Below are 25754 nucleotides of genomic sequence, written 5' to 3'. Positions count from 1 at the left end.
ATATCAGTGGCAGCGCCGCAGTTGGCGGCATGTTGGCGTCTGACGTCCGTTAGCGGACAAACGGGCGCCATTGTCCATGAGGGGAAGGTATGACGGCGGCACCTGACAGGCGGCAGACCAAAACCCGCGCCGCGCTGCATAACGCGTTCCGTTCCCTGTTGCGGGGACAGGGCTACGACGAGCTGACGGTGGGAGCGGTGGCGGAGACGGCGAACGTCGGCCGTTCCACCTTCTATGAGCACTACCGGACCATGGACGATCTGCTGCGCGCAAGCATCCAGGCCCGTGCTGGCGTCCGCGCTGGCACAGCTGATTGCCGACCGGCTGCGCGCCACGCCACTGGCCGCGCCGCTGATTCCCGCCGACGTCATCGCCCGCCAGATCGCCGAGATGCAGCTGGCCCTGATCGACGCCTGGATCGCCGGCCGCCCCGCGATGCAGCCGGAAGCCGTGGCGAGCGCGCTGGGCGCCGGTACGGATGCACTGATGAGTGTCTTGGCGGGCAGGGTGCGCTAGCGAACGTTCGTTTTGCGATCCGCTTGCTACGATGCCTTACCGATTAAATAAAAGGCGAGGCAAAAATGGCTAGCGCAAAACAGGTTTTGGTGGTGGATGATAATGTGGATGTGGTGGAGTCGCTGTCGGCGCTACTGCAATGCCAGGGCTACGAGACCGCGTCCGCCCACAACGGCTATGAAGCCTGCGACTGGGTGCGCGATGCGATGCCGAAGGCGATCATCATGGACCTGGGCATGCCCTGGATGGACGGCTTTGGCGCCGTGCGCGCCATCCGCCGCATGCCTGGCGCGGAGACGCTGCCGATCATCGCGCTGACCGGTTCCGCCGACAGCGACTCGGCCAAGAAGGCTGTCGCCGCCGGCTTTACCCAGCATTTTTCGAAGCCGCTGAACTTCGAACACCTGAACCAGTATCTGAGCAATCTGGGTTAAACCAGGTCAGGCGGCAGCCGGCTGCGCGCCAACCGCGCGGCCGGCGAACACCAGCAGCAAACCGGCCGCCGCCAGCACGGCGCCGGCTACCGGCACTGCGGCATAGCCCAGGCCCGCGGAAATGACAAAGCTGCCCACCGCGGCGCCCAGTGCATTCCCCAGGTTGAATGCGCCGACGTTGACCGACGACGCCAGGCCAGGCGCCTCGGCTGCCGCGTGCATCACGCGGATCTGTACCGGCGGCACCAGCGCGAACGCCGCCGCACCCCACAACACCACGCCCACCAGCGCTCCCGCATGGCTGCCGAACAGCAGCGGCAGCACCAGCATGATCACGGCCAGCGAGGCCAGGAAGATCTTGGTGGCGCCATCCAGCGACCAATCGGCCAGCTTGCCGCCGATGCCGTTACCGATGGTGAAGCCGACGCCGATCAGCACCAGCGCCAGGGTAACGAAGGTCGACGAAGCGCCGGTCAGGGTGGCCAGCACCGGCGCGATATAGGTGTACAGCGTGAACATCGCGGCCGAACCCATGACCGTGGTGGCCATGGCCATCAGCACGACAGGGCGGGTCAGCACGCGCAGTTCCTTGCGGATGTCCGGCATCGCGCCCATTTCGCCGCGCGGCAGCGCGACCACCAGCGCCGCCATCGCCAGCAGGCCCAGGCCCGCCGTGCCGGCAAACGCCATGCGCCAGCCGATCTGCTGGCCGACCCAGGTCGCCGCCGGCACGCCGCCGATATTGGCGATCGTCAGTCCCATGAACATGGTGGCCACCGCGCTGGCGCGCTTGTCCGGCGCGACCAGGTTGGCCGCGACCACGGAACCGATGCCGAAGAAGGCGCCGTGATTCAGGCTGGTGACCAGGCGCGAGGCGAGCAGTGTCCAGTAGCCGGGCGCCATGGCCGACAGCAGGTTGCCGATGATGAAAATGGAGAGCAGCACCATCAGGGCCTGCTTGGCGCGCAGGCGTGACAGCAGCAGTGTCATGATGGGGGCGCCGATCATCACGCCCAGCGCGTAGGCGCTGATCAGCAGGCCGGCGCTGGGGATGGAGACGTGGACGCCTTCGGCGATCACTGGCAGCAGTCCCATGGGCGAAAACTCGGTGGTGCCGATGCCGAAGGCGCCCACGGCCAGTGCCAGCAGGGCCCAGGTGGGCTTCTTGTTTGTATCCGTCACTGTGTACTTTCAGTTAACCAAAAGAGGTCAACTATAGTGGAGTTCAGGATTTTTTGCAGAAGCCCGGCGAAAAATCAGCGCAGCGTTTCGGTCAGCACGCGGCCTTCCGCGCCTGCCGGCGGACGCACGTGCAGCAGATTGGCCAGCGTCGGCGCGATGTCGACCACTTCCGCATACTGGCCGTAGGCGCCCGGCTTGATCCAGCGTTTACCCATGATCATCAGCGGCACGTTGGTGTCGTAGGCGTACGGCGAGCCGTGCGAGGTGCCGCTGGTGCCGGTGCCGAAATACCAGAACGGCTTGGTGATCACCATCAGGTCGCCCGACGATTCGCGGTTCCAGGCGCGGCGCATCAGGGTGTTGATGTGCGTGCCCTGCACCGCGCCGCTTTCGAACTGGGTGCGGGTGTAGGCGTCGACGATGCCGTTCTGCGCCAGCAGATAGTGCGCGGCGGCGTTTTCCACGTCTTCGTGTTTCAGCTTGTTCTGGTCGGCCAGCGCGTAGTCCAGGTGGATGTTCGGCAGCGACCAGGCTTGTACCAGTTTGGCGACGCCGAATTTTTCAGCCAGATGCTTGTCCAGCGCGGCCATCAGCTTGTCGCCGTCGAGGCGCTGCGCGTCCAGGTGCTGGGTCTGCGCGAATTCCGGCGTGTTCGGGAAGCCGTGATCGGCGGTCAGCACCACCAGCACATTGTCCATGCCGATGCGCTTGTCGAGGTAGTTGAAGAAGTCCGCCACCATGCGGTCCAGGCGTTGCAGGTGGTCGTGCGACAGCTTGCTTTCCGGGCCGAAGGCGTGGTTGACATAGTCGTGCGCGGACAGGCTGACGCCCAGCAGGTCCGGCACGCCGGCCGGATTGCGGCCGAGGTTTTCGCCTTCCACGGCGGCGCGCGCGAAGTCCAGCGTCAGCTGGTCCAGGAACGGGCCGACGCGCAGGCTGGCGTAGTAGCCGGCGTCAATCTCGCCGCTTTCGCTGTAGTAGGTGTACGGCAGGCGGTTGTGCGAGCCTGGCTTCGGCGTGTTCAGTTCTTCCGGCGCGTCGCCAGCGTAGGCGGCTTCCGGCAGCAGCGGCGCCCAGGTCTTGCCGTAGTAGCGGTCCTGCGGCTTGGTGGCTAGATACTTCTGCGCCCACTCCGGGTGCTGCTTCATGTAGTAGGTGCTGCTGGCGAAGTTGCCGGTCTTTTCCATGTACATATAGGCGGTGCCGGTTTTACCCGCCAGCAGGATCGCGCCGCGGTCCTTGCCGGACACGGTGATCACCTTGCTGCGGCTGCCGGTGGCGTAGCGCAGTTCATCGCCCAGCGTGTCGACTTTCAGCTTGGTCGGCGCGGTGCCGTCGCTAGGCTTGGTCTCTTCGCCGATGTAGGTGTAGTTGGTGTCTTCGGTGCAGTAGACCGATTTCTTGGTGACCGGATCGATCCAGTTGTTGCCGATGATGCCGTGCACATAAGGATAGGCGCCGGTCAGCACCGCGCTGTGGCCGATGGCGGTGACGGTCACTCCGTGCGCCTGGTGCGCGTTGCTGAACGATGCGCCCTGATCTAGCATGCGGCGCAAACCGCCCTGGCCGAACTGGTCGCGGTAGCGCTGCACCTGTTCGTTCGGCAGACCGTCCACCACCAGCACTACGACCAGCTTGGGCAGGGTAGAGGCGGTGGTTGGCGCCGCAGGCGCGGCGTGCGCGATGGACAGGGCGAGGCAGGATGCTGCGATGGTGATCGCACGCAGGGACAGATTCTTGGTCATAGGGTGTCGTCAGATTGGATAGGATAGCTTGGGCGAGCCGGATACTATCCTATTCCTGTGACAGTTTTATGACAAGATCAGGCCTTGCGCTTTTCTCCTGCCACCACCTGCACGATGACGGCGATGACGATGTTCAGCAGCAGCGCCACCAGGCCGGTGTAGGCGGTGTAGCTGTCGCCGCCGATGACGTAGGTGTGCACCGGCTTGATGCCGTCGCTGAACGCCAGCAGGCTGCCGGCGACGATGCCGACCGCCCAGCCGCTGAGCAGCGCGCGGGCGCCGAACCAGCCGAAGAACAGGCCGAACACCACCGACGGGAAGGTCTGCAGAATCCACACGCCGCCCAGCAGCTGCAGATCCAGCGCGAATTTGGTCGGCAGGAACAGGATGAACACCAGCGCGCCCACCTTGACCACCAGCGACACCAGCTTGGCCACCTTGGCTTCGCCGGCCGGCGTGACCGACGGATTCACATACGGCTTCCAGAAATTGCGGGTGAACAGATTGGCCGCGCCGATCGACATCACGGCCGCCGGCACCAGCGCGCCGATGGCGATGGCGGCGAAGGCGAAGCCGCTGAACCAGCTCGGGAACAGGGCGTTGAACAGCGCCGGCACCACGTCGTTGTTGCTGGCGACGGTGATGTGCGCCGCATACGCCATGAAGCCCAGCAGCGCGATCAGGCCAAGCAGGATGGTGTAGGCCGGCAGGAACACGGCGTTCTTGCGGATGGTGTCGGCGCTGTTGGCGGCGAAGATGCCGGTCAGCGTGTGCGGATACATGAAGGCCGCCATCGCCGAACCCAGCGCCAGCGTGGCGAACGGCAGGATCTGCGCCGACTTCAGCGTCAGGCCGGTGGCGCCGCCCTTGGCCGCGAAGGCGTCGCCGGCGGCGGAGAACACCGCGCCGTAGCCGCCCAGCTTCATCGGCACCAGCACCACGGCGACCAGCACCACGATGTAGATCATCAGGTCCTTGACGAAGGCGATCAGCGCCGGCGCGCGCAGGCCGGCGGCGTAGGTGTACAGCGCCAGGATCACGAAGGCGGCGGCCAGCGGCAGTTCGCCGGTGAGGCCCAGCGCCTTGATCACCACTTCCATGCCCACCAGTTGCAGCGCGATGTAAGGCATGGTGGCGACCACGCCGGTCAGCGCGATGGCGAATTCCAGCGGGCGCGAACGATAGCGGCCGAACACCACGTCGGCGGCGGTCACGTGGCCGGCCTTTTGCGCCGCATGCCACAGCTTGGGCATGATGGTGTAGACAATCGGGTAGACCAGAATGGTGTACGGCAGCGCGAAGAAGCCGTAGGCGCCCACCGCGTAGACCAGCGCCGGCACGGCGATGACGGTGTAGGCGGTGTAGAAGTCGCCGCCGACCAGGAACCAGGTGATCCAGGCGCCGAAGTTACGGCCGCCCAGGCCCCATTCCTCCAGGTGGTTGCCATCCTGCTTGCTGCTCATCCAGCGCGATGCGCCGAAGCCGAGCACCGTCACCAGCACGAAGAAGAAAATGAAGACGCCAAGCGCCGTCCAGTTGATTTGGTCCGGCATTATTCAACTCCCTTCTTCTTGTCGCTCTGGTAGACGATCCAGATAATCAGCGCCGTCAGCGGCACCCAGGCGAACTGGTACCAGTAGAAGAAGGGGAAGCCGAACAGCGAGGGGAGTTCCTGGTTATAGAAGGGCAGCCACAGAAGGCCGATGAAGGGCAGGGCAAGCAGGTAGCGCACGACGACTCCATTGTTGTAAGTTGTCGCGCCATGGTATTAAAACCACGTGAGGTGCGCTACCATCTATGGAGATATAAATTGTAGCGGTCCTGTTACAAAGCGCCGACATACCGGTTTATTGTGTGTTTGACATGAAAATGCATGCAAAACTATCAAACTTTCCGGGTCATTGATTTTTTTAATTGACGAAGTGCCATAAGGCAACTGTTTTGAAGTAAAAGAGCACTTTTTTGCAGTAGATGCGGGCACGAAATGGTAACTGTTGCCAAAACGCTGCTAGAATGTAGTCGTGAGGAATCTTCTTGCAGGAGTCAATTATGATTACGGTGAACAACATTGGTGGTGCTTCCCTTTCCGCAGCTCTGGTTGCTGACAAGGCGCTTGCACCTGTAAAAGTTCAGAGCGCCACGGACAGTGGCACGAACGCGGACCTGAGTGCATCGGTTGCCGCGTATTTGTCGTTGCCTGGCTTCAATGCCACCAGTTCCCTGCAGACTGATACGACCAACACCACCAGTAACGGCGATCAGGCCAATGCGCTGGTCAAGGCGGTGTCGGAAGACGATACGCTGAAAGGCGCGCTGGAACAGTTCGACGAAGGCCTGAAAAAACTGGTCTCGCGTCCGGAAACGCAGATCTTCCAGGCCCGCTTTGGCGCTGACGCCAATGCGACCGGCGACGTCGGCGTGAGCGGCGCACAGAAAGCGCAGCAGGATCCGCTGCTGACTCCTGAGCCGCTGCCAGGCGTGGGTGAAGACGGCGTGCTGGGCGTGCCGCCACCTGCGGCCGAAATGGCTGCCGACACCAACCATGACGGCAAGATCAGCGAAGAGGAACGCATCCGCTACGAAGCGCCGCTGACCTACCGCAGCCTGGCGCATGACGATGCCGTCGATGCGCAGACCAACGGTCCGACCGCGTTCTCGCTGACGGAAGTGAACAGCGCCTACGGCGCCGCCGGCTCTGCTGTAGCAGCCTGATCATTTTTATTTCCCGAATCAGAAACGGGCTTTGCCAGCGATGGCAAAGCCCGTTTTTTCATTCTCCGCACGGCAATTTAATCACACCTGAGCGGTAAAAAATGCGAACATGAGATTTAATGTATTTTCATTTAACCTTTGGTGAGCAGCAATCTTTAAATATCTGTAACAAGTGCGGGAGATTGTAGTGAAAAGAAGAATCTTCAGGCAGTTCAATACGCTGGCCTTGCGGGCCGGCGTTGCGGCGTTGATCGCCGCTGGTCTGGGCGGCTGTGCGCTCGGGCCGAACTTCAAGCAACCAGACGCCCCGGCCAATGCCGGCGCCAGCTACACGCCCACGCCGCTGCCCAGCCAGACCGCCTCGGCGCCCGGCCTTGGCGGCGCGGCGCAGCAGTTCGGGTTCGGGCAGGAGATCCCGGCGCAGTGGTGGTCGCTGTTCCGCTCGCCCGCGCTGGATCAGCTGATCCGCAGCGCGCTGGAGCAGAATCCCAACATGGCGGCGGCCGAAGCGGTGCTGCGCCAGGCGCAGGAGAACTACAACGCTCAGGCCGGCAATCTGCTCTACCCGTCGGTGAACGGGCAGCTGGGCGTGTCGCGGCAGAAGACCAGCGTCGCCACCGCCGGTGCGGCCGCCGGCGTCTACAACGTGTACAACGCCTCGGTCGCCGTCGCCTACACGCCGGACGTCTTCGGGGCCACGCGGCGCACGCTGGAAGGCGCGCAGGCCGCCATCGATTACCAGCGCTTCCAGGTCGAGGCGACTTACCTGACGCTGAGCGCCAACGTGGTCACCACGGCGATCCAGGAAGCCTCGCTGCGGGCGCAGTTGCAGGCCACGCGCGAAGTGCTGGCGGCGCTGACCCAGCAGCAGAACGTCATCGAGAAGCAGTTCGAGTACGGCGCCATACCGCGCACCACGGTGCTCAGCCAGCGCAACCAGGTGGCGCAGATCAACGCCACCATCGCGCCGCTGGAAAAAGCGCTGGCCTCGGCGCGGCACCAGTTGTCGGTCCTGGCCGGCAAGCTGCCGGGCGAGGCGGGCATGCCGGAGTTCTCGCTGGAGACGCTGACCTTGCCGGAGCAGCTGCCGGTGTCGCTGCCGTCGGCGCTGGTGCGCCAGCGGCCCGACATCCGCGCCAGCGAAGAAGCGCTGCACCAGGCCAGCGCCAACATCGGCGTGGCGACGGCGGCGCAGTATCCGCAGATCACGCTGAGCGGCGCCTATGGCTCGTCGGCCGACACCTTCGGCAAGCTGTTCGACGCCCAGACCACCGCCTGGAACCTGGCGGCCGGCCTGACCCAGCCTATCTTCAACGGCGGCGCCTTGCGCGCCCAGCGCCGCGCGGCCGAAGCGGCCTACGACGCGGCTGCCGCGCAATACCGCGCCACCGTGCTGAATGCGTTCCAGAACGTGGCCGACACGCTGCGCGCGCTGGACGCCGATGCCGCCGCGCTGAAATCGCAGGCGGAAGCCGAGGCGCTGGCCAAGGAAACGCTGGACCTGTCGGAGCAGCAGTACAAGCTTGGCGGCATCAGCTACCTGGTGCTGCTGGACGCGCAGCGCAGCTATCAGCAGACGCACGTCAGCCTGGTGCAGGCGCAGGCGGCGCGTTATGCGGATACGGCGGCATTGTTCCAGGCATTGGGCGGCGGCTGGTGGAATCGCGCGAACGGCGTCCCGGCTGCCACGGCGGTTTCCGCCGCAGCGCCTTACGGTAAAAATCAATAATCAAATACTGCAGGAGATTGTTACATGACCAAGCGCATGCTCATCATGGTAGGGTGTGTCATCTTACTGATCGCCGTCCTCGCCTTCGGGAAGTTTTTGCAGATTAAAAAGCTGATCGCCAGCGCGCCGAAACCGGCCGCGCAAGTGGTCACCGCCGTCAAGGCCGCGACGGCCGAATGGCAACCGCAGCTGACCTCCGTCGGCACGCTGGCGCCGGTGCGCGGCGTCGATGTCACCACCGAGATCGCCGGTCTGGTGCGCGAAGTGCGCTTCAAGTCGGGCGACGAAGTGAAGGCCGGCCAGGTGCTGTTCGAGCTGAACGCCGATTCCGACATCGCCCAGCTGCGCGCGCTGCAGGCCAACGCCGATCTGGCGGGCACCACGCTCAAGCGCGACAAGCTGCAGCTGTCGGCGCAGGCCATCAGCCAGGCGCAGGTCGATGCCGACGAGGCCGACCTGAAATCGAAACAGGCGCTGGCCGCGCAGCAGAAGGCATTGGTCGACAAGAAGACCATCCGCGCGCCGTTCGCCGGCAAACTGGGCATCACCGCCGTCAATCCTGGCCAGTACCTGAACCCCGGCGACAAGCTGGTGACGCTGCAAACCATCGATACCGTGTACGTCGATTTCTTCGTGCCGCAGAAGCAGCTGGCCAGCCTGTCCATCGGCCAGAAGCTGAACCTGACCAGCGATGCCTATCCCGGTACCGGCTTTGCCGCCAAGGTGACCTCGATCAGCCCGAAAATCGATCCGGCCACGCGCAACGTGCAGGTGCAGGCCACCGTGCCGAACGCCAAGCGCCAGCTGTTGCCGGGCATGTTCGCCAATGTCAGCCTGGACCAGGGCGAGCTGAAAAAATACCTGACCTTGCCGCAGACCGCCATTACCTACAATCCGTACGGCTCGACCATCTTCCTGCTGGCGCCGCCGCCGGCCGATTCCAAGGACGCGCTCAAGGATGAAAAAGGCCAGGCTTACCTGGTGGCGCAGCAGGTGTTCGTCACCACCGGCCCGACCCGTGGCGACCAGGTGGCCATTCTCACCGGCCTGAAGGAAGGCCAGACCGTGGTCACCAGCGGCCAGCTGAAACTGAAGAACGGCACGCCGGTCGTCATCGACAACAAGGTGCAACCGGCCAACAGCCCGAATCCGACGCCGCAGGAACACTGAGGATAACGCGCCATGAACTTTACCGATATCTTCATCAAACGGCCGGTGCTGGCCAGCGTGATCAGTTTACTGATCGTGGTGCTGGGCCTGCGCTCGCTGTTCAGTCTTCCGATCAACCAGTATCCGAAGACGCAGAACGCGGTGGTCACCATCTCCACCACCTACTACGGCGCGGATGCCGCCACGGTGGCGGGCTTCATCACCCAGCCGCTGGAATCAGCCATCGCGCAGGCGCAGGGCATCGACTACCTGTCGTCGTCGTCCAACAGCGGCGTGTCGACCATTACCGCCACGCTGCGCCTGAACTACGATTCCAACCGCGCGCTGACCGAGATCACCACCCAGGTCAACTCGGTGAAGAACCAGTTGCCGCAACAGGCGCAGCAACCGGTGCTGACGGTGCAGACCGGCCAGACCACCGACGCCATGTACATGGGCTTCTACAGCGACACGCTGCCGACCAATAACGTCACCGACTTCCTGGCGCGCGTGGTCAAGCCGAAGCTGGATTCGATCCAGGGCGTGCAGACCGCCGAGCTGCTGGGCGCGCGCCAGTTCGCGCTGCGCGCATGGCTGGACGCCGACAAGATGGCGGCGCACGGCGTCACCGCGGCGGAAGTCAGCGCCGCGCTGGCCTCCAACAACTACCTGGCCGGCCTCGGTTCGACCAAGGGCCAGGCGGTGACCGTGCCGCTGACCGCCGGCACCGACCTGCACACGGTGGAAGAGTTCAAGGCGCTGGCAGTCAAGCAGCAGGGCGGCGCCATCGTCCACCTGGAGGACATCGCCACCGTCACGCTGGGTTCCGAGAACTATGACTTCAACGTCGCCTTCAGCGGCGTGCGCTCAGTGTTCATCGGTATCAAGGTGGCGCCGGACGCCAACATTCTGGACGTGGCCAAGCGCGTGCGCGACGCCTTCCCCGGCATCAAATCGCAGCTGCCGACCGGCCTGACCGGCGAAATCGTCTACGACTCGACGGAGTTCATCAACACCTCGATCGACGAAGTGGTCAAGACGCTGATCGAGGCGCTGGTCATCGTGACCATCGTGATCTACCTGTTCCTCGGCAGCTTGCGCGCGGTGATCGTGCCGGTGGTGGCGATGCCGCTGTCGCTGGTCGGCACCTTCTTCGTGATGCTGATGTTCGGCTACTCGATCAACCTGCTGACGCTATTGGCGATCGTGCTGGCCATCGGCCTGGTGGTCGATGACGCGATCATCGTGGTGGAGAACGTCGACCGCCACATGAAGGAAGGCATGACGCCGATGGACGCGGCCATTCAAGCCGCGCGCGAATTGGGCAGCCCGATTCTGGCAATGACCGTGGTGCTGATCGCGGTGTATGTGCCGATCGGCTTCCAGGGCGGCCTGACCGGCGCGCTGTTCACCGAGTTTGCCTTTACGCTGGCCGGTGCGGTGGCGGTATCGGGCATCGTCGCGCTGACCCTGTCGCCAATGATGTGCGGCCACTTCTTCGATCCCAAGCAGGACGAGGGCAAGTTCGTCAAGGCCATCGACAAGGTATTCGACAAGGTTCACGGCGGCTACCTGCGCGTGCTGCATAGCCTGCTGAACACCTGGGCCGTGCTGATCGTGTTCGGCGTCATCGTGTTCGGCCTGCTGATCATCCAGTTCAAGATGTCGCAGTCGGAGCTGGCGCCGGAAGAGGACCAGGGTATCGTGCTGTCGCAGGTGGTGGGCGCGCCTACCGCCACGTCGGACCAGATGCAGACTTACGCCAAGCAGATCTTCGACGTCGCCAAGTCGCTGCCGGAATACGATCAGATGTTCCAGATCACCGGCGTGCCGACCACCAATGCCGGTATCGGCGGTGTGCTGTTCAAGTCGTGGGACAAGCGTTCGCGCTCGGCGCACGAGATCCAGCAGGAGCTGCAGGCCAAGTGGAACCACATCGCCGGCGGCCGCGTGGCGGCGTTCCAGTTCCCGGCGCTGCCCGGCAGCTCCGGCTTGCCGGTGCAGTTCGTGATCACCACCACCGAGCCGTTCGAGAACCTGAACACGGTGGCGCAGGCGGTGCTGGACAAAGCCCACAAGGACAACAAGTTCTACTTCGTCGACGTCGACCTGAAGATCGACACGCCGCAGGCGCGCGTCGATGTGGACCGCGACAAGCTGGCCACGCTGGGTCTGACACAACAGGACTTCGGCAACGCCATGGCGGCGGCGCTGGGCGGCGGCTACGTCAACTACTTCTCGATCTCCGGCCGTTCGTACAAGGTGATCCCGCAGGTGCAGCAGGTCGATCGTCTGAATCCCGACGATGTGCTGAACTTCTACATCAAGACGCCGGCCGGCGACATGATCCCGGCCAGCACCGTGGCCAGCATCAAGTACAGCGTGCAGCCGGAATCGATCACCCGCTTCCAGCAGCTGAACTCCGCGACCATCTCCGGCGTGACCGGCTCGTCGCAGGGCGAGATCCAGCAGTACCTGCGCGACACGCTGAAGGAAGTGGCGCCATCGGGTTACACGGCGGACTTTTCCGGTGAATCGCGCCAGTATGCGGCGGAATCGGGCGGCTTCCTGGTCACCATGCTGTTTGCGATCATCATCGTGTTCCTGGCGCTGGCGGCGCAGTTCGAGAGCTTCCGCGATCCGATCGTGATCCTGTTCTCGGTGCCGATGGCGCTGTTCGGGGCGATGACGTTCATCTTCCTCGGCTTCGCCTCGATCAATATCTATACGCAGGTGGGCCTGGTGACGCTGATGGGCCTCATCTCCAAGCACGGTATTCTGATCGTGGAGGTCGCGAATCACCTGCGCGAGGCCGGCAAGTCCAAGCGCGAGGCGATCGAGGAAGCGGCGGCCACCCGTCTGCGTCCGATCCTGATGACCACGGCGGCGATGGTGTTCGGCGTGGTGCCGCTGGTGATCGCCTCCGGCGCCGGCGCGGCCGGCCGTCACGCCATGGGCCTGGTGATCTTCACCGGCCTGTCGATCGGCACGCTGTTTACGCTGTTCGTGGTGCCGGCGATGTATTTGTGGCTGGCCGGCGAGCATAAAGCCCACACCAAGCCGGCCGATGCGCCGCCGGCCGAACCGGGCGAGCCGGCCCCTCAGCCCGCGCACTGAGCTTCGTCATGAGCAGCACCGACAAAGCCAGCGCAAGCCGCTGGCGCTGGTTGTCGGGAGGCCGCCAGCGGCGTCAGGAAGAAGTAATCCTGATGCTGCTGTGCGCCCTCAGCATCCCTAGCATTCTTCCATTTGGCGTCTACCGGCTGCTGCAAGGCAGCTGGGCCTCGGCCGCCGTCGACATGGCGCTGGTGACGGCGATGGCGGCGGTGATCGTCCATGTATGGCGCACCGGCCGTTACAAGGTCGCGGGCCTGTGCGTGACCATTTTCTATTCCGCCGGCATGCTGGCCACCGTCTACCTGCGCGGCGTCGGCCTGGTGTACTGGGTCTATCCGACCATGATCGCGGCCTACTTCGTGCTGCGGCCGGCGCTGGCGCTGGCGATCAACAGCACCGCGCTGGTGGTGCTGGTGGCGATATTGACCGGACGGGTGGAGGTGGTGAACCTGGCCACCATCATCGTGACCATAGGCCTGGTCAACCTGTTCGCCTATATTTTTTCATATCGCACCGGCCTGCAGAACCAGCGCCTGCACACGGCGTCCGAACTGGATTTCCTCACCGGCGTGGGCAACCGGCGCGCGCTGGACCGGCGCCTGGCCGAATATGCGCAGGAGCGCAGGCCGCAGCCGGAATCGTGCCTGCTGTTGCTGGACCTGGACCACTTCAAGCAGGTCAACGACGCATACGGCCATGCGGCCGGCGACCAGGTGCTGGTGCGGCTGGCCGAGTTGATGCGGCGGCATACGCGGTCGAGCGACCGCATCTTCCGCTACGGCGGCGAGGAATTCGCCATCATCGCCAGCGGCGCGGGATTGAGTGCGGCAGCCAATCTGGCCGAAGGCTTGCGCGCGGCGGTGGCGGCGGCCACGCTGCTGGAGCAGCATCCGATCACCATCTCCATCGGCGTCGCCTTCATGGACAAGGCGCGCACGCCGGACGAGTGGCTGGCCCAGGCCGATAAATTGCTATATGCTGCCAAGCAGGGCGGCCGTAACGCCGTCCGTGTCGCCGAACCGTCCTGAGAAACCATGCCGATGAACCTCGCTACCTTGCTGGCAACCCGTACCTTCGGTAAGCGCCGATGAGGCGGCTGTTTGCGGCTGTTGCCATATCCCTGCCGTTGCTCGTCCACGCCCAGGAGTGCGATTATTCCCTCTGGTCGCCCAGCCGCGAGACGATCAACGTCGACGACGATTATGCGCTGAGCATTACACGGTACGACAATGATTACCGGCGCAGCACCGTGCGTGACGCGGCCCGAAATATAGACATGTATGCTGGACAAGGGCTGGTACTGGTTAAAGGCTACTCGCTGGCCGAACTCTCCGAGCCGTTGTTGCCATGGAGTCGGCTTGGCCTGGTGCCGCTGAAGATTGTCTCCGCATTCAGTCTGAGCGGGATTTCTCTTTGCCATGCGCCAGGATCGTTGCAGGCGCATATTGAGCTGGAACCCGGCGCCTGGAATACTGACAAGCATAGCGGCGAGGGCGAGATTGTATATGGATCGCCCGGAGAGCTCCATTATGCTTTTAACGTCAATAAGGATGACTTGTGGCCGGGGCGCACAAACATAAGATACAGCGGTGAGATTTCGTTTGCGACGCGCTCTGCGCCGCCATCGGATGACACGGATTTCAGCGGTTATACACTCTTGACGGTGAATCCGGAAACTGCCGAGGGCAGGATATGGGGCGTTGCCGGCACGGCCGGCATGCCCTCAACCCTCGGGGCATTACGACGCCACGTTAAATCGCGTTAGAACGGACGCACGCCGATCAGCGGCGCATGCAGCCACAGGGCGAAGATGATGGCGCCGGCGATGCCGGCGACGATGGTCAGCGCGGTGGCACCGCCGCTGCCGGCCGCGTAGGTCACACCCAGCGCCGCGTCGCGCTTGCGCGAGGCGCGGAACAGCAGGATGGCCCAGGCCAGGAAGCTGCCGAACAAGACGATGTCGTGCAGCGTGCCATTGGCGATCAGGTGCGCCAGCGCCCAGGTCTTGATCCCCAGCGTCATCGGATGGTGCAGCCTGGCCTTGATGCCGTTGCGCGGAATGTAGGAGGCGGTGATGAAGATGAAGGCGATCACCGCCAGCAGCGCGGCGATGTGGCGGGTGAATGGCGGCGGCGTCCAGACCACCACCGGTTCCTGGCGCGCCAGGCTGTAGCCCCAGATAATCAGCAGCAGGCCGGTGATGGACACGATGGAGTAAAACGCCCGCCACGGCAGCAGTCCGATGCGCGCGCATGGCGTTGCGCCAGTCTTCGGCGAAGATGCGGACCGAGTGCAGTCCGAGAAAAATGATCAGGCCCGATGTGAGTGTAATCATTGCGTGTTCCTGTGTTGAATGGTGGCGTGACGATACACCCGGATGCGGCTGCGCGCAACGCCGCTAGCGCAAGTTTCCCGCCAAATGAATGTCGCCGTCGGCGCCGGCCAGGCGCACGGCGCGCCGGCCTGCGTCGTCCGCCGGTGCGATTTGCACCGCCAGCGTGGAGCAGGGCAGCGGCACCGGTTTGACGAAGCGGACGTCGATCTCGCTGAACGCAATGCCTCGCTGCTTGAGGATTTCATAGCTGCGTACAAAGCTGCCGAAGCCGTGCAGCACCATGCCACGGAAGACCGAACGCCGCGCCAGCGGTGCGCACCAGTGGATGGGATTGAAGTCGCCGGTCAGCAGCGCGAAACGCAGGCCGTCGCGCAGGTCGGCGTGCCATATGCCGGCGGTGCTCCATTGCGGTTCCGGCGGGCGCTCGCGCGCGTCTTTGGCAGGACGAGGACCGGGCAGCAGGAAGCTCATATGCAGACGGGCTTCCACCAGCGACGGCTGCTGCGCCGTGCCGGTTGTCACGGCCACCACGGCCTTGATCCGGCCGGGCACTTCCTCGATCTGTTCGACGGCCGCGCCGACCAGCAGCGGCGTGCTGCGCGGCAGTGGGCCGTTCACGCGCAGGCTCACGCCCTGGTTGATGACGCTGGTCAGGTTGTAGGGCATGCGCAGCAGCAGTTCGCCCACGAGCGGCAGGCTCCATTGCGACACCATGTGCGGCGGCAGCGCGGCGTCATAGCCGTCCACCGCGCCGGACCAGCCGACATACCGCGCGACCAGATCATCCGGCGGCGGCGCGATCACGCGCGAAACCGGCGCGATGCGCGGCGGCGCCGCGCCCGGCATCGACGCAGGCGACAGCACGTTCAGCAGCGTATGGCCGACCACCCGCGCACCGGTCAGCAGCATCGGCCCCTGATGGCGCAGCAGGCCATACGGCACGGCCGTCATTGCTGAACCGCCTTCACCACCGCCGCCAGCAGCGCCTGCGGCTGATACAACAGGCGATGCGGCGTCAGGCCAAGCCGCACCACCACCAGCTGCTGCGACGGCACGATAGCGATGCTCTGCCCATCATGCCCCTCCATCCAGTAGGTGTCGGCCGGCAGCTGGAAGCGCGTATCGGGATTCTGGCCCTCGGGCGTAGCGCCGGACGGCCCCCAGCGCCACACCTGGCCCTGTCCATATTGGCCGCCCGACGCCGGCGCTGCCTGCTGCATGCCGCCGACAAAACCTTCGGGCAGGATGCGCTTGCCCTGCCAGACGCCGTCCTGCAGCAGGAACTGGCCGAAGCGCGCCCAGTCCTGCGTGGTGGCGTACATATAGCTGGAACCAACCAGATTGCCGCGCGCATCGGCTTCGATGATCGCGCTGTTCATGCCCAGCGGCGCAAACAGACGGTTATGCGGCAGCGACAGCACATCGGCCGACGTGGCGGCCTTCGCATCGCCGCCAGCGGCGGCGCGCTGCCAGATGCGCGACAGCTGTACCGCCGTGCCGCTCGAATAATTCCATTGGCCGCCCGCCGCCTGTTGCAGCGACTGCGCCGCCGAGAAAGCCGCCATGTCCGGCTCCAGGTACAGCATGCGCGTGGCGTCGGTGACGTCGCCATAGCCTTCGTTCCAGCGCAAACCGCTGCTCATCGACATCAACTGTGCCAGCGTAATCTGCGCGCGGCCATCGCCGGGCGGCCAGAAACCGCTCTGCTGCAAGGACAGCTTGCCGTCCGCGATCTGCATGCCGACCAGCGCCGCATTGACCGTCTTGGTCATCGACCATCCCAGCAAGGGGGAGGCCGCGCTGAAGCCCGCGCCATAACGCTGGGCGATCAGGCGGCCGCGATAAATCACCGCCATGCCGCGCATGCCCGGTCCGGCCAGCGCATCCTGGTCCAGCAAGGCCTGCACCGCCGGATTGGCCTCGGCCTGCGAGCCGGTAGGCCACGGCACGTTGGGCGAGGGCGCCCATATCCTGATCGGATTGAATTGGTATTGCGAGGCCAGCGCCACATCGCCGTCCGGCGCCACCGCGCAGCCGGTGCCGGGACGGTAGACCGCCATGCCGTCGCCGACAAAACCGAGGAATTGCGCGCGCACCGTCTTGCGCTGCCGGTCCACGGCCACTTCCAGATACTTCAGCAGCGGATGGCCGGGTGCCTGCACGTCGTCGGCCAGCACCGCCCGGCCGTCGCGCCCGGCGATGAACACATTCGAACAGACGATTTTGGCGCCGTAGCCGGCGCCCAGCCGCAGCAGGTCCGGCGGCTTCACCGCCAGCGTTGCCACAGCGCCGGCCGCAATCACCAATACTGCCGCAGCAGCCAGTAGGATTTTCGATGCCATTTACATGCTTGCCTTGATCTTGATGCGGATGGCGTCAGCGTACACGCAAATGGAATTTGCCGATAGGGAGGCGCATCAGACGCCATTCGCCTCGTTCGAGAGCCAGTCGCGAAACGCCGCCAGCCGCGGCAGGTTGGCGCATTCCGGACGGTGGATGATGTAGTAGGCCAGCGGGGAAACGAAGCGGATGGCGGGGAATAAGCGCACCAGGCGACCAGCCGCCAGGTCGTCGCGCGCCATGACGCTGCGGGCCAGCGCCACGCCGTGCCCTTCGATTGCCGCCTGCAGCACGGCTGCGGAATTATTGATTCTCAAGCCGCGCCGCCTGGCGCCGCCGACGCCGGCTTTACGCATCCACGCGTCCCAGGTCGGGAAGCCCTGGTGCTCGTCCATCGACAGGTCGTGGATCAGTGTCAGGTTTGCCAGCTCGCCGGGATGCTGCAATACGCGGTGCTCGCGCAGCAGTTCGGGCGAGCAGACCGGGTAGACCTCTTCGTCCATCAATTTTTCGGCGGCGAGTCCAGGCCAGTGACCCGTGCCATAGCGGACGCCGATGTCGATGCGCTGGGCGACGAAGTCCACCGGCTTGAGACTGGTGTCCAGTCGCACATCGGTATCCGGGCAGATGTTCTGGAACCTGTCGATGCGCGGCAGCAGCCACTTGGCGGCGAAGGCGGGACTGACGGTCACCGTCAGCACGCCGCTTAGCGATCCTTCCTTGAGACGCTCCACACCCAGCGCCAGCCGGTCGAAGCCGGCGCGGATTTCCGGCAGCGCGCGCAGGGCCGCCTCGGTGGCAACCAGCCGCGCGCGGCCGCTGGTCCCGCGCAGGAACAGCGGGGCGCCCAGCCAATCCTCCAGCGTGCGCACCAACTGTCCGACTGCGGCGGGCGTGACATTCAGCTCGGCGGCGGCGCCTGAAAAGCTCTGGTGGCGGGCGCTGGCTTCGAACGCGCGCAAGGCGTTCAGATGGACGGGAGTCTTCATGGTGATAAAGATTTTCTTTTGATCTGGCAGAGTTTATCTGGTTTGTCAGCAAGAGTGGAAAGTCGGAGCATTGCGGCTGCATCAATAGTTTTTCTAAACATCGAAAGGTTTAAAAATGAGCAATCAATTCAAAGGCAAAAAGCTGCTGGTTGTCGGCGGCACCAGCGGCATAGGACTGGAAACCGCGCGCATGGTGATGGCGCAGGGCGGCAGCGCGGTCATCGTCGGCAACCGTGCCGGCAAGGCGGAGGAGGCGCGCAAGGCGTTGGCCGTGCTGGGACAGGCATGGGCATTGACGGCGGATCTGTCGAGCGAGCGGGATCTCGCGGCCCTGCTCAACGCGCTGGATGAACAGCACGCCGATATCGACCTGCTGGTCAGCGCCGCCGGCGTGTTCTTTCCCAAGCCGTTCCTGGCGCATCAGGAGGCTGACTACGACCAGTACATGAAGCTGAACAAGGCGCTGTTCTTCATCAGCCAGCGCATTGCGGCCAATCTGGTCGCGCGGGACCGGCCGGGCGCGATCGTCAACATCGGTTCGATGTGGGGCAAGCAGGCGATTGCGGCGACGCCGTCGTCGGCCTACTCGATGGCCAAGGCGGGACTGCATGCGCTGACCCAGCACATGGCGATGGAACTGGCGGCCAAGCGCATCCGCGTCAATGCGGTGTCGCCGGCGGTGGTGCAAACGCCAATCTATGAGGGCTTCATTCCGAAGGCGGAAGTGCACGACGCGCTGCAAGGCTTTAACAGCTTCCACCCGATCGGCCGCGTGGGCATGCCGCGCGACGTCGCCGAGGTGGTCGCCTTCCTGCTGTCCGACAGGGCCGGCTGGGTGACCGGCGCCAACTGGGATGTGGATGGCGGCGTCATGGCCGGCCGCAACTGATGCCGGCCATGACTACCAGCGCTACTTAAAAGCTGGTCGACAGGCCAGCGTAGAAGGAGCGGCGCTCGCCGTACTGCGGTGCGCCGACGCCGACGCCCGAGCCGTCGCGCAGCAGGTAGACCTTGTCGAAGGCGTTGATCAGCGCCAGGCGGCCTTCCACGGTGCCGACCGGCGTGGCCTTCCAGGTGTGGGTCAGCGCGAAGTTGACCGTGGTGTAGTGCGGCAGGTGGCCGGAGTTCGGCGCGCCGTTGTCCGGCGTCAGACGCAGGCCGCTGCCGTACAGGACATCGCTGCTGATCTGCGAATCGCCGAAGTGGTAGTGGGCGCCGCCCGACACCGACACCGTCTGGTCGTGGTCCACGTGGATGTAGTGGTTGGCGATATAGGCCAATTCGTCCGGGCCGAACAGCGACTGGCCGGAGATGATGTTGCTGCCTTCGGCCTTCTGCGTGGTCACGTTGAGGAAGCCGCCCCAGTTCTTGCGGCTGTAGACGCCGGACAGCTCCAGGCCCTTGGCGTAGCCACGGTCGTAGTTGAACGGCGACAGGATCAGCGCCTGGCCGAACTGGCCTTCATCCAGCATGTTGCGGATCTTCTTGTAGTACGCATCGGCGGTGAAGGTCAGTTCCTCGCTGAACTGGTGGCTGAGGCCGACATCGTAGTAGTTGGTGCGTTCGGACTTGACATTGTCCGACACGCCCACTTCCGGCGCATTCGAGGTGCCGGCGTATTTGTCGATGCTGGACTGCGCCGCCAGTTCCTGCGGCGGCGGCGTGAAGTAGCGCGAGTAGCCGGCGTGCAGCGCCGTGCCCTTGGCCAGCTGGTAGGCGACGTTGATGCGCGGGCTCCATTGCTGTTCGCTGACGAAGGCGTCCACCTTGTCGAAGCGCACGCCGTAGTTGACGGTCAGCGGCGCGCCGATATGCCATTCGTCCTGCAGATAGACGCTGGACTGTTTGCCGGTCTTGCTGCTGTTGTCGATGATGGTGCGCGGCGTGGTGCTGGCTTGCGTGCCGTCGTCGTTCATATCGAAGACGCCGACGCTGTTGTCGCTGTGCGTGGTCTGGCGGGTATAGGCGAGGCCGGCGCGGAGGGTGTGGGTGTCATTCAGCTTGTAGCTGGCGTCGAACTGCATGCCGTTGGAGGTGTTCGAACGCAGCGTGTCGGAGGCCACGCCGTTGTAGGCCAGGTCGCCGATCGCGTCCGGCGTGTAGTGCAGCTCCGAATACTGGTGGAAGCCGGACACCTGGTAATTCAGGTCGCCCACGCTTTTTTGCAGCGACAGCACGACAAAGCGGTTCTTCTCGCGCTGGTTTTCATTCAGCTGGGCCGAATCGGGCGTGGCGGCGCCGGCCACGGTGAACGCGGCGTCCTGGTTGGGATTGTTCGGAATCTGGAAGCGGCCGTTGTAGGTGCCGAACATCAGGCCCAGGCGGGTGTTATCGTCCAGGAAGTAGGACAGGGCGCCGAAGGACTTGGTCTGGTTGGTCTTGTCGTGCAGCGCGCTGCTGGTCGGCAGCGGATTCTCGATGCCGAGTTTATTGGTCAGGTAGCTGCCGGACAGGTAGTAATTGAACGCGCCCTGGGTGCCGAAGAATTCCGCGCTCGGCTCGACGTAGCCATGGCTGCCGGCCAGCACGCCGATGCGGCCGCCGGATTTCGGCTGGCCTTCCTTGGTCTGGATGTCGATGATGCCGGCCGTGCGCAGGCCGAATTGCGCCGGCAGCGCGCCGGTGATGAAGTCGGTCGACTCGACGAAGCGGGTGTCGATCGACTGGCCGAAGCCGCTGATCGACTCCGGCAGCTGCACGCCGTTGACGCGGTACTGCACGTTGGCGTGGTCGTCGCGCACGTGGATCGAGCCCGATCCTTTCGAGTCCTGGCTCACGCCCGGCAGGCGCAGCAGCACTTCATTGAACGGCGTGTTGTCGCCCTGGCCCAGCTGGTCGACCATGTGCTTGTCGATGCTGTAGATGGTGGTGCCGACGTTCGGCGACAGGTCGATGCGCGCGCTCTTCAGGTGTGCGGCGGTGACTTCCACCTGCTGCATCGGCGCGGCGTCCGGCGCGACGTCGGCAGCGGTATCTTCCGCATAGGCGTGTTGGGCGTAGAAAGCGGCGGCGATCAGCAGTGGCAGGGTACGGAGTTGTGGCTTGTGTTGCATGTTAAATCCTTGAATGGTGAGGCGTGACGGTGCATCGTTCCCTCGCGGGAGATGCAGCGATGAATATTCAGATGGAGAAAACAGCAACGCCGGGCGGCGCGTGGGAAGGCGGGGTCAGGTAGCTGGTTTGCGCGGCGCGCACCACGGTGTGCGGCGCCAGCACCGGCAGGCTGCTTTGCAGGCCGGTCGGCGCCACCAGCAGGGTGGCCGGCGGCACGCCGCCGGCAGGCAGGTGCACCACCGCGCACGCGGCGCAATCCGGTTCGTGATCGGTGTAGGCGTGGGTGTGCGAACTGGCGCCGATCAGTTGCAACGCCAGGAACATGAGCACAAAGAACATCATGACGCGTTGATAACGCGTCTGGCGATGTGGTGTGCTCAGGTTGATGGTGGGGGCGTGCATGCCCGGGATTTTACAACGGAATCAGGTGCTTAGTGTTGTTGATTGCCATATGGCTCGCCCACCAGGCCGCGCCGGGTGGCCAGCACCACCGCGTGCGTGCGTGCCGTTGCGCCAAGCTTGTCAAAAAGACCCTTGACGTGGGTCTTGACGGTGCCGACGCCGATGCCCAGTTCGCGCGCGATCGATTTGTTGCATTGGCCCTGGGCCAGCAGCTGCAGCACGTCGGTCTCGCGGCTGGTCAGGCCGATGCGGGTGAAGCTGTCGGCCACGCAGCGGCTCAGTTCCGCGCTCAGGTAGCGCATGCCGCGGCTCAGCGTGCGCACGGCGGTCAGCAGCTGTTCGGAGTCGGCGTTTTGCAGCAGGTAGCCGTGCACGCCGGCCATCATGGCGGTGCGCACTTCCCATTCGCGTTCCAGCTGGGTGACGATCAGCACCCGCGGCTGCGTGTCGCCGTGGTGGGCGCTGGCGGCGCGGCGCATGTGTTCCAGGCCGCTGCGGTGATCGAGGATGATCACGTCGGCGCCCGCGTGGCTGTCGGCGTGCGGGTCCGCCACCGCCACCTGCATGTCGCCGTGGTTGCCCAGCAGCGCGGCCAGGCCGGCGCGGATGATCGGGTCGGCATGGGCGATCAGTACGCTGACCTGGTCGCCTTGCGCGGCGATCGCGGTGGTGGTGCCGGCGCCGCCGGCGGCGGACTGTGGCCAGGATCGGGTATCCATTCGCATGTCACTCTCCTCAATTGATAAGCTGGTACATAACAGATTAAACTTTTCTGAGCTTTTTGCCACGCCCCAATCCGGGAGGAGGTCCCTACCCATATGGAGGTATAGGCAAAAACTTGCGCTTGTGTCATGCTAGGCGCCAGATGCCAGAACTTTAATCACGAGATGCCTATGACTCCTCAGCCCATCAAGATCCTGAGCGTGGACGACCATCCGATGTTCCGCGAGGGCATAGCCAGCGTGATTGCCGACGAAGACGACATGCTGCTGCTGGAGGAGGCCACCAACGGCGTGCAGGCCGTGGAGGCGTATCGCCGCCTGCGGCCGGACGTCACGCTGATGGACATCCAGATGCCGGACATGAACGGCATCGACGCCACCATCGCCATCCGCAAGGAATTCCCCAACGCCCGCATCGTGGTGCTGACCACCTACGAAGGTGACGTTTTGGCGCAACGCGCGATTTCCGCCGGCGCCGCCGGCTACCTGTTGAAAAGCATGCTGCGGCGCGAACTGCTGGCGACCATCCGCTGCGTGCACGAGGGCCGCCGCAGCATTCCGGCGGCGGTGGCCAGCGGCATCGCCGAGCACTGGCACGAGGGCGCGCTGAGCAAGCGCGAAGTGGAAGTGCTGCAGCTGGTCGCCGGTGGACAGAGCAACAAGCGCATCGGCATGCACCTGGTGATTTCGGAAGAAACCGTCAAGGTCCACATGAAGAGCATCCTCGCCAAGCTGAACGCCAGCGACCGCACCCACGCGGTCACGCTGGCCATCGAGCGCGGCATCCTCGACCTGCACGCCTGCGGCCTGGTGCAGTAGGCGTCAGGCGGCTTTCCGCATCAGCCAGCGCCGCAGCGTGCCCGGCCTGCGCTGGTAGACGGCGCTGCCCGGCGCCGTCACCTGCGCCACCGTGCCCATGCCGGGACGGCACCACAGATCCAGCGCCGCATCGATCTTCACCGCCCGCTCGCGCATGCCGATCAGGCCCCAGTGGCCGGGCCGTTCGCCGGCCGCCAGCACCTGTTCATCGATGCCGCGGCCGTTGTCGCGCACCTGCAGCGTGAAGTGGTCGGCGGCGTAGCCCAGTTCCAGCTCGATGCGGCTGGCGTCCGCGTGGCGGAAGGCGTTCAGCAGCGCCTCGCGGCCGATGTGGTACAGGTGTTCGCGGCCGGCCTCGTTGAGCGAGGTTTGCTGGCCGGTGACGATCAGCGCGAAGTCGGCCGCGTGCTCCTCACGCAGCTGCTGGCCCAGTTCACTGAACATATGCGGCAGGTCGTCGTGGTGCGGCTGCAGGTCGCGCAGGCCGCTGACCTGGATGCGGCCTTCGGCCAGCACCCGGTCGGCCTGGTTGAGAATTTTTTCCACCAGCTGGTAGGCGTCGCTGTCCGGCGGCAGGCGCTTGAGCAGCGTCTGCACCCGCAGCATCAGCCCTTGCACGCTTTGCAGGAAGGTGTCGTGCAGCGCGCGGGCGATGCGTTCGCGTTCGTCGGCGCGGTCTTCCAGCCGCGTGCGCAGTTGCTGGGTCACGTGGCGCAGCCGCAGGCGATACAGCAGCGCCAGCGTCGCCGCCACGCCGATGAAGCACACCAGCTTGAACCAGATGGTTTCCGCGAAGGTGGGCGGAATCGAGAACGCCAGCTGCGCTTCCTGCGGATTCCACATGCCGTCCTCGTTGGCTGCCATCACGCGGAAACGATACTGGCCCGGATCGAGGTTGGTGTAGAACGCCTGGCGGCGCGCACCGGGGTCCTGCCAGTCGTCGTCGACGCCGTCGAGGCGGTAGCGGAAGCGCACCCGCTCCGGCACGCTCAGGCTCAGTGCCGTGTAATCGATGCGCAGGTTGCTGGTGGACTTGGGCAGTTCCAGGCCGGGCAGGGGACTGTAGTGCTGCTCGCCGATGACCACGTCCTGCACCATCACCGGCGGCGTCACCGGGTTGCGCGTGATGTGCGCCGGGTTGATCCAGTTGATGCGGTTGGCCGTGGCCATCCACAGCAGGCCGTCGTCGCCCAGCAGCAGCGACGGCATCGGCCGCAGCTGCGAGGCGGCGCCGAGCAGGCCGTCGTGGGCGTCGAAGCGTTCGTATTCCACTTCGTGAGCGGGGGCGCGCATGGCCAGCGCCACCTGCGCCGCGCTGATGCGGCTCAGGCCCTCGGTGCCGAACAGCCACAGGTCGCCCTGCGGCGCGCGGACGATGCCGGAGACGCCGCGAAACGCCTCGCCGCGCTGGCCGTGCAGCGTGATGAAGCGCTGGCCGTCGAACCAGGCCACGCCGCGCTCGCCGCCGGCCCACAGCTGCGTGCCGCTGCGGTAGATGGTCAGCACCTGGCCCAGCTCCAGGCCCTGTTCCGCGCCGTACAGCGTGGTCTTGCCGCCGGCCAGGCGCGCAATGATGTTGCGCACGTAGCCGGCCCACAGCGCGCCGTCGGCGCCGGCCGCCAGCGCGATCGGGAACAAATCGGTCATGCCCGGCGCCGTGGCCAGCGGCAGCGCTTCCTGGCGCCGCCAGTGGCCGTCCTTCAGCAGGTACAGGCCGGCGCGCACGACCGACACCCACAGGCCGCCGCCGTCGGCGCGGCACAGCGCCTGCACTTCGTAGCTGCTGGCTTCCGGCGGCAGCGGGTAGCGCTCCGTGCGGCCGCCGTCCACGCTCCATACTTCCTCGTCGTTGCCGGCCCACAGCACGCCGTCCGGATCGCGGTACAGCGCCGAGATGCGCGCCGACAGTACATTGCGCCGTTCGCCCTCCGGCCCCAGCGCGTGCAGCGCGCCGATGCGGTCGCCGGCCCAGATGCCGCCGCCGTTCAGCGGCGCGATGGCCGGATGGTTGAAGATGGTCTGCAGCGGCAGGGTCAGCAAACGGTTGCGGCGGAAGCGGTTCAGGCCGGCCGAGGTGCCGATCCACACATTGCCTTCGCGGTCCTGGAAAAAGCTTTGCGGCAGGCCGCCGTTCAGATCCTGCTGCTGCGCCTCGCCATTGCCGGCGTTGCGGCGTTCCAGGCCGCCGGCGCGGAACACCCACTGGTTGCCGTCGCGGTCGAAGTACAGATTGGCGCCCTGGAAGACGGCGCCGGCCGCCGCTTCGCCCGCCGGCGCCGCCGGCAGCACGCGGTAATAGCTGTCGACGTCGGAGGCCCACAGCGTGCCGTCCGGGGCCAGCGCCATGGCGCTCAGGTCGCCGTGCGGCCAGGCCTGACGGAAGGCGGCGCTGCTGTCGGCGCGGCTGTAGATGCCGCCCTGCATGGCGACCCACTGGCGGCCCGCGTGGTCGAACAGCACCTGGCGCGCGCGCCGCGCCGGCAGGCCCTGGTCGGCGCCGATGGTGACG

The 25754-nt window shown here is 65.1% G+C and carries 22 protein-coding genes and 1 pseudogene; 11 read left to right on the top strand and 12 right to left on the bottom strand.

Features of this window, described 5'->3' with window-relative positions; genetic code table 11:
* Window positions 1-89 precede the first annotated feature (89 nt).
* The 3 genes and pseudogenes from GJ698_RS31380 to GJ698_RS07895 all read left to right on the top strand — a co-directional run.
* Window positions 90-215, top strand: a pseudogene (locus GJ698_RS31380) (hypothetical protein); the annotation flags it as partial.
* A 19-nt stretch (window positions 216-234) separates the two neighbouring features.
* Entirely contained in the window at window positions 235-516 is a 282-nt protein-coding gene (locus GJ698_RS30845) for a hypothetical protein (protein ID WP_229259888.1), read from the top strand.
* Between the two features lie 65 nt (window positions 517-581).
* Window positions 582-950 (top strand): response regulator, encoded by a 369-nt coding sequence (locus GJ698_RS07895; protein ID WP_154357081.1) that lies wholly within the window; start codon window positions 582-584, stop codon window positions 948-950.
* A gap of 6 nt (window positions 951-956) precedes the next feature.
* Here GJ698_RS07895 and GJ698_RS07890 read toward each other — a convergent pair whose 3' ends face one another.
* The 4 genes from GJ698_RS07890 to GJ698_RS07875 all read right to left on the bottom strand — a co-directional run bounded on the left by GJ698_RS07890 (window position 957) and on the right by GJ698_RS07875 (window position 5609).
* Entirely contained in the window at window positions 957-2132 is a 1176-nt protein-coding gene (locus GJ698_RS07890) for an MFS transporter (protein ID WP_371865189.1), read from the bottom strand.
* Between the two features lie 74 nt (window positions 2133-2206).
* A complete protein-coding gene (locus tag GJ698_RS07885) occupies window positions 2207-3877 on the bottom strand; it encodes an alkaline phosphatase family protein (RefSeq protein ID WP_154357080.1) in 1671 nt (556 codons plus the stop codon).
* A 77-nt stretch (window positions 3878-3954) separates the two neighbouring features.
* Entirely contained in the window at window positions 3955-5430 is a 1476-nt protein-coding gene (gene mctP / locus GJ698_RS07880; protein WP_154357079.1) for a monocarboxylate uptake permease MctP, read from the bottom strand.
* Entirely contained in the window at window positions 5430-5609 is a 180-nt protein-coding gene (locus GJ698_RS07875; protein WP_371865188.1) for a DUF3311 domain-containing protein, read from the bottom strand. Before GJ698_RS07875 ends, mctP begins: the two co-directional genes overlap by 1 nt.
* A gap of 461 nt (window positions 5610-6070) precedes the next feature.
* Here GJ698_RS07875 and GJ698_RS07870 point away from each other — a divergent pair, with 461 nt between their 5' ends.
* The 6 genes from GJ698_RS07870 (at window position 6071) to GJ698_RS07845 (ending at window position 14349) form a co-directional block, all read left to right on the top strand.
* Window positions 6071-6589 carry a hypothetical protein gene (locus tag GJ698_RS07870; RefSeq protein ID WP_229259887.1) on the top strand — a complete coding sequence of 173 codons (519 nt, stop codon included), beginning with the start codon at window positions 6071-6073 and terminating at the stop codon, window positions 6587-6589.
* A 187-nt stretch (window positions 6590-6776) separates the two neighbouring features.
* Window positions 6777-8318 carry an efflux transporter outer membrane subunit gene (locus tag GJ698_RS07865; RefSeq protein ID WP_371865187.1) on the top strand — a complete coding sequence of 514 codons (1542 nt, stop codon included), beginning with the start codon at window positions 6777-6779 and terminating at the stop codon, window positions 8316-8318.
* 24 nt (window positions 8319-8342) lie between these two features.
* A complete protein-coding gene (locus GJ698_RS07860) occupies window positions 8343-9488 on the top strand; it encodes an efflux RND transporter periplasmic adaptor subunit (protein ID WP_154357077.1) in 1146 nt (381 codons plus the stop codon).
* 12 nt (window positions 9489-9500) lie between these two features.
* Window positions 9501-12584, top strand: coding sequence for an efflux RND transporter permease subunit (locus tag GJ698_RS07855; RefSeq protein WP_154357076.1), 3084 nt, complete (start codon window positions 9501-9503; stop codon window positions 12582-12584).
* An 8-nt stretch (window positions 12585-12592) separates the two neighbouring features.
* Entirely contained in the window at window positions 12593-13612 is a 1020-nt protein-coding gene (locus GJ698_RS07850) for a GGDEF domain-containing protein (protein ID WP_154357075.1), read from the top strand.
* 59 nt (window positions 13613-13671) lie between these two features.
* Window positions 13672-14349, top strand: a complete 678-nt coding sequence (locus tag GJ698_RS07845; protein WP_154357074.1) for a hypothetical protein — start codon at window positions 13672-13674, stop codon at window positions 14347-14349.
* Here GJ698_RS07845 and GJ698_RS07840 read toward each other — a convergent pair.
* From GJ698_RS07840 to gcvA, 4 genes are all read right to left on the bottom strand, one after another.
* On the bottom strand, window positions 14346-14792 hold the full coding sequence (locus GJ698_RS07840) for an NnrU family protein (protein ID WP_371865186.1): 447 nt from the start codon (window positions 14790-14792) through the stop codon (window positions 14346-14348). The two genes, GJ698_RS07845 and GJ698_RS07840, sit on opposite strands and share 4 nt — an antisense overlap.
* 190 nt (window positions 14793-14982) lie before the next feature.
* Window positions 14983-15870, bottom strand: a complete 888-nt coding sequence (locus GJ698_RS07835; RefSeq protein ID WP_154357073.1) for a MaoC/PaaZ C-terminal domain-containing protein — start codon at window positions 15868-15870, stop codon at window positions 14983-14985.
* Window positions 15867-17261 carry a serine hydrolase domain-containing protein gene (locus tag GJ698_RS07830; RefSeq protein WP_154357072.1) on the bottom strand — a complete coding sequence of 465 codons (1395 nt, stop codon included), beginning with the start codon at window positions 17259-17261 and terminating at the stop codon, window positions 15867-15869. The genes GJ698_RS07835 and GJ698_RS07830 overlap by 4 nt, the downstream gene beginning before the upstream one ends.
* Before the next feature lie 75 nt (window positions 17262-17336).
* Window positions 17337-18248: a transcriptional regulator GcvA gene (gene gcvA, locus GJ698_RS07825; protein ID WP_154357071.1), complete on the bottom strand. Its 912-nt coding sequence runs from the start codon at window positions 18246-18248 to the stop codon at window positions 17337-17339.
* A gap of 115 nt (window positions 18249-18363) precedes the next feature.
* On the opposite strand from gcvA, the gene GJ698_RS07820 reads away from it, so the two are divergent.
* On the top strand, window positions 18364-19137 hold the full coding sequence (locus tag GJ698_RS07820; RefSeq protein WP_154357070.1) for an SDR family NAD(P)-dependent oxidoreductase: 774 nt from the start codon (window positions 18364-18366) through the stop codon (window positions 19135-19137).
* A 25-nt stretch (window positions 19138-19162) separates the two neighbouring features.
* Here GJ698_RS07820 and GJ698_RS07815 read toward each other — a convergent pair whose 3' ends face one another.
* The 3 genes from GJ698_RS07815 to GJ698_RS07805 all read right to left on the bottom strand — a co-directional run bounded on the left by GJ698_RS07815 (window position 19163) and on the right by GJ698_RS07805 (window position 22423).
* A complete protein-coding gene (locus GJ698_RS07815; protein WP_154357069.1) occupies window positions 19163-21301 on the bottom strand; it encodes a TonB-dependent receptor in 2139 nt (712 codons plus the stop codon).
* 67 nt (window positions 21302-21368) lie between these two features.
* Window positions 21369-21704, bottom strand: coding sequence for a hypothetical protein (locus GJ698_RS07810; RefSeq protein WP_229259886.1), 336 nt, complete (start codon window positions 21702-21704; stop codon window positions 21369-21371).
* A gap of 29 nt (window positions 21705-21733) precedes the next feature.
* The gene (locus tag GJ698_RS07805; RefSeq protein WP_307766650.1) at window positions 21734-22423 is read right to left on the bottom strand and encodes a LuxR C-terminal-related transcriptional regulator; all 690 of its coding nucleotides are present in this window, start codon (window positions 22421-22423) and stop codon (window positions 21734-21736) included.
* A gap of 174 nt (window positions 22424-22597) precedes the next feature.
* On the opposite strand from GJ698_RS07805, the gene GJ698_RS07800 reads away from it, so the two are divergent.
* The gene (locus GJ698_RS07800) at window positions 22598-23245 is read left to right on the top strand and encodes a response regulator (protein ID WP_154357067.1); all 648 of its coding nucleotides are present in this window, start codon (window positions 22598-22600) and stop codon (window positions 23243-23245) included.
* A 3-nt stretch (window positions 23246-23248) separates the two neighbouring features.
* Here the strand turns inward: GJ698_RS07800 and GJ698_RS07795 are convergent.
* Window positions 23249-25754 (bottom strand): sensor histidine kinase (locus GJ698_RS07795; RefSeq protein ID WP_154357066.1); only part of this gene is annotated, 2506 nt, incomplete at its 5' end.

This window comes from Duganella aquatilis (genome assembly GCF_009674565.1).
GTDB classification, from domain to species: Bacteria; Pseudomonadota; Gammaproteobacteria; order Burkholderiales; family Burkholderiaceae_D; genus Rugamonas; species Rugamonas aquatilis.
The sequence above is the reverse complement of the archived record's forward strand: the minus strand, read 5'-3'. Positions and strand labels throughout refer to the sequence as shown.